General features: G+C 50.2%; 6 protein-coding genes and 1 tRNA gene (1 of these 7 only partly in view). 1 reads left to right on the top strand and 6 read right to left on the bottom strand.

All coding sequences use genetic code 11. The features are described 5' to 3' along the window. Nucleotides 1-62: 62 nt before the first annotated feature. From BFC17_RS10750 to BFC17_RS10770, 5 genes are all read right to left on the bottom strand, one after another. Entirely contained in the window at nt 63-1,340 is a 1,278-nt protein-coding gene (locus BFC17_RS10750) for an amidohydrolase family protein (protein WP_070176479.1), read from the bottom strand. Then, on the bottom strand, nt 1,337-2,755 hold the full coding sequence (locus tag BFC17_RS10755) for an amidohydrolase (protein ID WP_070176480.1): 1,419 nt from the start codon (nt 2,753-2,755) through the stop codon (nt 1,337-1,339). Before BFC17_RS10755 ends, BFC17_RS10750 begins: the two co-directional genes overlap by 4 nt. Nucleotides 2,756-2,878: 123 nt before the next feature. Further along, entirely contained in the window at nt 2,879-3,823 is a 945-nt protein-coding gene (dusC, locus tag BFC17_RS10760; protein WP_070176481.1) for a tRNA dihydrouridine(16) synthase DusC, read from the bottom strand. 82 nt (nt 3,824-3,905) lie between these two features. Continuing rightward, the gene (locus BFC17_RS10765) at nt 3,906-4,112 is read right to left on the bottom strand and encodes a DUF1289 domain-containing protein (RefSeq protein WP_070176482.1); all 207 of its coding nucleotides are present in this window, start codon (nt 4,110-4,112) and stop codon (nt 3,906-3,908) included. A 243-nt stretch (nt 4,113-4,355) separates the two neighbouring features. Further along, nucleotides 4,356-5,255: a M14 family metallopeptidase gene (locus BFC17_RS10770; RefSeq protein WP_070176483.1), complete on the bottom strand. Its 900-nt coding sequence runs from the start codon at nt 5,253-5,255 to the stop codon at nt 4,356-4,358. A 170-nt stretch (nt 5,256-5,425) separates the two neighbouring features. On the opposite strand from BFC17_RS10770, the gene BFC17_RS10775 reads away from it, so the two are divergent. Next, complete coding sequence (locus BFC17_RS10775; protein ID WP_070176484.1) at nt 5,426-6,193, top strand: hypothetical protein; 768 nt, start codon at nt 5,426-5,428, stop codon at nt 6,191-6,193. A 377-nt stretch (nt 6,194-6,570) separates the two neighbouring features. Here the strand turns inward: BFC17_RS10775 and BFC17_RS22710 are convergent. Continuing rightward, a tRNA-OTHER gene (locus tag BFC17_RS22710) sits at nt 6,571-6,623 on the bottom strand (it continues 94 nt past the right edge of the window).

A 6,623-nucleotide genomic window follows, 5' to 3' on the forward strand; every position in this document is an offset into this window, starting at 1 on the left:
GAATAAAAAAAGGCCGGTTCTTAAAATCTCCCGGCCTTTTTACCGCGTTTCTTCCTGGCTTTTTAGCGTATGTACTGAGAAGCCTGTTCGGACTGAGCGCGTTGCTGATAACGTTGTTGCAGCTTGATCTGACGAGAAGTCATCTCAACCTGCTTACCATTAATGATCACCATTTCTGCCGCCTCCGATACCTCTAACGGATCGCCGCTCCAGATAACCACATCAGCCTGAGCGCCTTTTTTCAGCGTACCCAGACCATCTGGCATGGCAAAAATTTGCGCAGGATTAACCGTAAGCGCTGCCATTGCAGCATCCCAGCTCATGCCAAACGCAACCGCATTACCAGCATGCTGCGTTGCCAGACGAATATTATGTGTCTCCATACCAATGGCGACCATTACGCCAGCCTCTTCCAGTCGTTTGGCATTGGCCAGGGTGGCGCCTAACTGATCAAACCCGCCCGGCAAATTAAATTCCGGATCGATAATCACCGGGATATCTGCCTTAGCAAGCTCATCAGCCACACGCCAGGCTTCCATCCCTTTAACCAGCACAACCTTAATTTTAGGGTAGCGCTTTTTAAAGCTGATAACCTGACGAATATCTGCTGCCCTGTCGGCAAAAATTAAAAGTGGAATGGTGCCATTTACCACCGGTTTTAATGCTTTTACATCTGCGCGACTGTTAATACCATGCCAGTCTGAAGAAGGACTTAGCTGAGCGGCGGTAGTTACCTGTACTGCTTCGCTAATGGCTTCATTCAGCGTTACCCATACAGCAGCCCGTGAGCCGCCATTAGCTTCTGCGCCGTAATTGCCTACATCCACTGCCACAAAGGCTCTGGCTTTAAGCACCGAATCACTGGCCCCGGATAACGTGATCAGTGCACCCTGCCCTTTAAACAAGGTCGCACTGCGCGAAATACCGGTAACCGCAGAAGTCACGCCTTCAACACGACTAATTGCCATGAGAGTCGAATCCGGATTAATGGCATAACTGACATCAAAGGCGGCGCCGGTGGACGACACCAGACTCTCCGTTACCGAGGCATCAACCGTGCCCGCCGAACTACTGACTTCCACCAACCCCAGCTGGGTATAGGCACCAATCAGCCCGGGAGTAACATATTTGCCAGTGGCATCTATTGCGGTATAGCCTTCAGGCACTTCGGTTGACGTTGTTACGGTAACGATTTTATTGTTATCAATCAGTACTGTAGCACTATCCAGTGTACCCTGCTCACTGCCGGTGAACACCTTACCGCCAACAATTGCCAGCTTTTCAGCGGCTACACTGCAACTTAACCCTGCCAGCAGACATATCGTGATTAATGATTTCATTTGATATCTCCTTCGCCAACCTGACCTAATTCAAAGTCTGCTACCGGCCACGTCGATGGCTCGGCTAAATCAAACGCCAGTCCGCCATCGATGTATACTTTGTCAGCTCTGGCATAGGTTGAAAACGGATTGGCACTCCACAACACCAAATCGGCATTTTTGCCCACTTCCAGCGAGCCGGTTTTATCAAATATACCCAGCGATTTTGCCGGGTTAGCCGATAACCAGGTCCAGGCATCCTGCTGACTGATTTCGAGCCCCGCCCGGCGTCCGTCTGACCAGGCTTTTGCCGCTTCCTGATTGAGCCGCTGAATACCTAAATCACTGTCGGAATGCACAATGGCGCAGGCTCCGGCCTGATGAACCATGGGGATGTTTTCGCGGATACCGTCGTAGGCTTCCATTTTAAAGCCCCACCAGTCGGCCCACATAGCTGAACACACGTTGTTCTCGGCCAACAAATCACCGATTTTGTAAGCTTCTACGCCATGCTGGAAAGAGTAAATCTGATAGCCAAACTCTTTCATCACATCCATCATCACCGCCATTTCATCAGCACGATAACAATGCATATGCACGCGGATCTCATCGTTCAGCACGCCCATCAGGGTATCCAGATTTAAATCCCGCTTGGGCGGCTTGGGGTTTTTACCCGCTTCGTATTCGGCCTCGTATCGTTCCCAGGCACGGCGGTAGTTTTCCGCGTCTGCCCAGGCCTGACGGTAACCCGCCACATTACCCATACGCGTAGAAGGACCACCTTTTTTGCCATAGACCCGTTTAGGGTTTTCACCACAGGCCATTTTTAGCCCGTATGGCGCTTCCGGAAACTTCATTTCCTGCATGGTGCGATGAGGGACGTTTTTGAGTACCACAGAACGTCCACCGAACAAGTTAGCTGACCCTGGCAGGATCTGTAATGCGGTGACGCCACCCGCCAACGCGCGGCCAAAACCCGGATCCTGCGGCCACACCGAATGCTCTGCCCAGACGTTGGCCGTAACCGGCTTAACGGCTTCGTTACCATCTGAGTGAGAATGGGTGGAAGGATTCGGGTAAACGCCCAGGTGACTGTGCACATCGATGATGCCAGGCGTTACCCATTTGCCGGTGCCATCAATCACCGTTGCGCCAGCGGGTATATCAAGCGTTTCACCGATGGCCGCTATTTTGCCCTCTGAAAAATACACCATGCCATTTTCAATTTTGTTGCCGATACCATCAAGAATGGTGACCCCCGTGATCACTGTCGGCTCGCCGGGAAGCGGCTGGTATTTGCTGGGGAACGGATTTTTATCAATAGTGACTTTGGGTGCCTGCTCCGCTTGTTCTGCTTTTTCCTCTGCACAGGCAGAAAGCAATAAAGCGCAGCAACACGCCGCAGTTACACTTAACTGCCTGAGTGTTGTAGCCATGAGTTACCTTTTTGTAGTAATTGTCGTTAGTGTGCCAGGGGCTCGGCAACGCTCAACCAGAGCTGAGCCTGGAGCCTTGTTGTAACGTTAGCGAATCGGCTTACAACAAACAAGCAGGAATGGTTATTTAGCTGCTGCCGCGGACTGTTGCAGCACCGCGACAATCTCATCTGATTTCTGCAAGCGACGAATATTGTCGAATAGCACTTCGGCTTGTGGGTACTGGCGTTTGAGATAGCCACACCACTGCTTCAGCCGGTTCGGATAATAGCGACCTTTATCGCCGTAGATTTCATAGCCGGAGTAATCAATTAGTAGCTGCGCCAGTTCCGGCCAGCTCATTGGTGGCTGATTATCGCGAATATGCAGCGCCAGGTTTGGCATTGCCAGTGCGCCCCGACCAATCATTACATCGCTGCATCCTGACATTTCCTGGCAGCGCCGGGCATCGTCATACGACCAGATTTCACCATTGGCGATAACCGGTAACTGAGTATGAGCCCGGATTTTTTTAATCCAGTCCCAGTAGGCCGGCGGCCGGTATCCTTCTGTTTTAGTGCGGGCATGAACCACCAGTTCGGAGGCGCCCGCTTCGTCGATAGCAATAGCATTATCCACCGCCAGCGACTTATCCTCATAGCCTAAACGAATTTTTGCCGTTACCGGCAGGTGAGCGGGAACCGCTTCCCGCACGGTTTTGACAATGTCGTGCAACAACTCGGTATATTGCAGCAGCACCGCGCCGCCTTTGCTTTTATTGACCGTTTTGGCCGGACAGCCAAAGTTGAGATCCACACCAGGCGATCCCAGCTCTACTGCCGTCAGGGCATTTTCTGCCAGCCATTGGGGATGCTGACCAAGCAGTTGCACTCGCACCGGTACACCACTGGGTGTTTTACCGCCCTCGTGCAGTTCCGGACACAGTCGGTAAAAGGTTTTATGCGGTAATTTTTGATCAACAATACGGACAAATTCAGTCACGCACAGGTCGAAGCCGCCTACCCGGGTAAGCATGTCACGCATCAAGTGATCAACGACGCCTTCCATAGGCGCTAACAGAATTCGCATATACAAGTCAGGTTGTTGTTGAGGAAATTAAGGGGGCGGATTTTAGCAGATCAGGCGATGCCTGACACTGTTGAATTGATCATTAGTTTGAGCGCGCGATCCGTCGCTCGGCACACCGTTGCAAAATCACTTTACGCTGCGCCTGGTCGGCCTGATGCCAGCCGGTTATTTCGCTGATATGGCGTTGACAACCAAGGCAAATATCATCCAGGTCAAGGCAGCAGTTACCTACACAGGGAGATGTCGCTAAGGCTTGTTCAAACGGCACCTGGTATAGTGCTTTCTTCATTGGTAACAACCTGTTCCTGTGAATACCACAAACATACGTAACACCCGAACTGCGCATCAAGCTTGGCAAAAAAATCTGCCTCACTGTTCGCTTCAAGTCTGACTAATTGTTGACCGAGCCCTTCATATAGCAATGCAATGTAATACATATTTACTCCCAAACAGCGTTACGCTGGACGGGAGTATACATTTAGACGTCTAGAAACCCAAACATCTAGACGTCAATTAATCACCATTTATCGCATTAACCGAGTAAAAAGCGTAAAGCTCCCTCTACAGCAGCCACCTGCGCCCGGTTACAAATCTCTGGCGTAGCGGTCGGACTGTCCGGATACACTTCGGTGGTTGAGCAGTACTGTGCCCCATTAAATCCACCACACAGGAACAACTTACGCTTGTCGTAACAAATTACGCCTTCGCTAGGGACTTCAGAACCAATGATTAAACCGTTTTCGTCGGTAGGCGCTATATGCGTGTATTTTTTGACTTCTGCAATGATTGCCTGTTGCAGCGGCAAATGCGGCGCTACTTCATCAGCCACCAGATAAAAACCATCGGGAATATTCCAGGTTTTCTGCTCAATCGCATCACGTGCCGCCAGCGCCGGACGAAATTCGCTGTTATCGGTGTCGGTGGTTTCGTGTAAATCAATATGCAGCAGGAACTGCTGCGGCATAGCACCAATAAAATCCATGAGGATTTTCGATTCAGGCGCCGGAGAATCCGGGTAAAACGAGCGGTTAGGATCAAGCGCCAGAGGATCCCAGCGGTTGATAGTTTCGTAACCCCAAGGGCTCACACAAGGCACCACGATAATATTGACCTTATCGGTATAAGCCTGGCTAAATTCCCGAGCAAAAAGCAGAGCTCCCTGCACACCACTGGTTTCGTAACCGTGCACACCACCGGTAATCAGGACCCAGGGCGCATTCTCCAATGGCTGCCTGGGGACTAAGGCAAACAGCGGGTAACGGCTCTCATCATAAGGTAATGCACCATACTGAATAACCGAAAAATACGCTGGTAAATTATCCAGCTGACTTAGCACTTCCTCGGCGTAGCTGCGCTTTATGGATTGCATTGCCAGCCACTGCTTTTTCTCTTCTTCTCCCCAGGGTTGTCCTGGTGTGCCAATTGGATACATAACTCACCTCTTTGATCTGATGGTTTATCTTAGCATGTGCTTTCATAAAGGCGCACCGCGTTGCCGTCCAAGCAGAGCTAACCGTCGATAACTGTTAAAAGACATCAAATGATGGTACATTTTTTAAGCTGTTCCAGGTAAGAAAAACTGACAGATAAAAGGAAATATCGATGACACGTATTCAACACGCACTCTTTTTCATCTCATTGGTTTTTGGCGGGTCAGGCTACGGCGCACTCAATACAGCAAATTCGGCAAATGACACTATTCTGTCAACATCACTACCAGAAAACGCGCTCATCTATAACGCAGAGCACGAACGTAACACCTTTATCCCTCTGGTCGATCTTTATAGCCGATTCGAACCAGAAAACGTTGCAAGCATGATCGTGGAGATAAAAAAACACGGCATTAACCACATGCAGTTATCGAAAGTTGGCATTGAAGTGTTAAGCCGTAAGCTTGTTACCCTGTGCAGCCCGGAACAATTTGAGGAGCTGATAACACTTAATGTGGTTAACCCTGACAATCCGGATACCTACGCTCTAAGTCTGGTAGTAGAAAACACTAAAGAAGACTGGATAATCGAAAAATTTGAAATTTTGCGCCAGCGTGGCATACCAGCGCAACGTTTGTTGGGCAAAATGAATGTTCGGGGTGAAGTCTATTACACTGCCCCCATGGATCACGCCGCTCGGTTTGGCTACGCCAAAGTGGTTGAATATCTGGCTGACCAGTCTGCTCAAATTCAGTCACTCGAAATGGCCTGGCTCCCTTTGCTGATGGAGAAGCCGGAAGGCTATATAGAAACAGCACGGCACCTGATTAAGCTGGGCTACCCCCCTGCTCAGTTAAAATCCATACTACAAAAAATCGTGGATGAGAGATTTGTTCTGGAAGAGCCTGAATTAACGGCTATGTTGCAACCATACATATAAGCACTTTAAGGTAGCGCTAAAAAGTTACCGACGTGGCAGTCGAACCCCATTTGATTGGGGCTTAGCAGGAACAGCTTTACCTTATCAGATTTAAAAAGGGCTTCTCACCCTGCGGATACGCATAAAGAAACCAGCCATAAGGCTGGTTTCTTTGTTTGGCGTTCCGAGCGGACCAGCCCAGGGGATTACAGTGTGCTTTCCTGCACACTGCCCTACGGGCCACGCTAAAGCGTGTTCTGCCACGTTCCAGACGTGGCAGTCGAACCCCATTTGATCGGCGATCAGCAGGAACAGCTTTACCCTATCAGATTTAAAAAGGGCTTCTCACCCCGGCGGATACGCATAAAAAAACCAGCCCTAAGGCTGGTTTCTTTATTTGGCGTCCCCTAGGGGATTCGAACCCCTGTTACCGCCGTGAAAGGGCGGTGTC

This window comes from Marisediminitalea lipolytica (assembly GCF_001758465.1).
In the GTDB taxonomy this organism is placed as follows: domain Bacteria; phylum Pseudomonadota; class Gammaproteobacteria; order Enterobacterales; family Alteromonadaceae; genus Alteromonas; species Alteromonas lipolytica.